Source organism: Seonamhaeicola marinus (assembly GCF_008085455.1).
The window spans coordinates 1-773 of record NZ_VSDQ01000190.1; the positions used below are offsets into that span (position 1 = coordinate 1).

Below are 773 nucleotides of genomic sequence, written 5' to 3' on the forward strand. Positions count from 1 at the left end.
GGTAGCCAATTAAAACATTTAAAGCAATTGGTAGAATACATTACAGGTATGGATACTAGAATTGGCTACCCTAATGAGCATTTAGCTGGTGATAGTGATGAAGATATTACTAGCCCATTATTTGCAACAGCTGTAGGTTTAGTGTTAGATGGCCTAAAACGCCAGCAACGTAAAAAAGTAGAAACTGAAACTATAACCGAAACCGAAGTTGAGGAAGAAGAAGCTGATACAACAGAAGAAAACGTAAACAATATAGTTGAAGAACCTAAAAAAGAACGCAAGTCGTTTTTAGATAAATTAACCGAACGTGTTAAAGATTTTCTAGATAACGCAGAGTAGCCTAGCGGCACATTAAAAAGAACCATTGAATTTAAAATATAAGTACAAAACCCCAGAAAAACAGAATTTATGAGCAGCAACAAAGAATTCGAAAGCATTAAGTTTGATTTACCCAAAAACCAATCAAACGTAATCAAAGTTATTGGTGTTGGTGGCGGTGGTAGCAATGCCATAAACCACATGTTTCAGCAANAATAGTGGTGTTCCAAACAAAATACAGCTAGGTGTTAATTTAACCGAAGGATTAGGCGCTGGTGCCAACCCAGATATTGGTGAGCAAGCTGCTGTTGAAAGCTTTGAAGAAATTTCAAGAATGCTAGACTCTAACACTAAAATGGTATTTATTACCGCTGGTATGGGCGGTGGTACTGGTACAGGAGCTGCACCTATAATTGCTAAAATGGCTAAAGATTTAGACATTTTAACCGTGGGTA

Annotated in this window: 2 pseudogenes; both read left to right on the forward strand. The window is 37.0% G+C overall.

The features are described from left to right. Window positions 1–339, forward strand: a pseudogene (locus FUA24_RS02940) (cell division protein FtsA); the annotation flags it as partial. Window positions 340–408: 69 nt separating this feature from the next. After that, window positions 409–773, forward strand: a pseudogene (locus tag FUA24_RS02945) (cell division protein FtsZ); the annotation flags it as partial.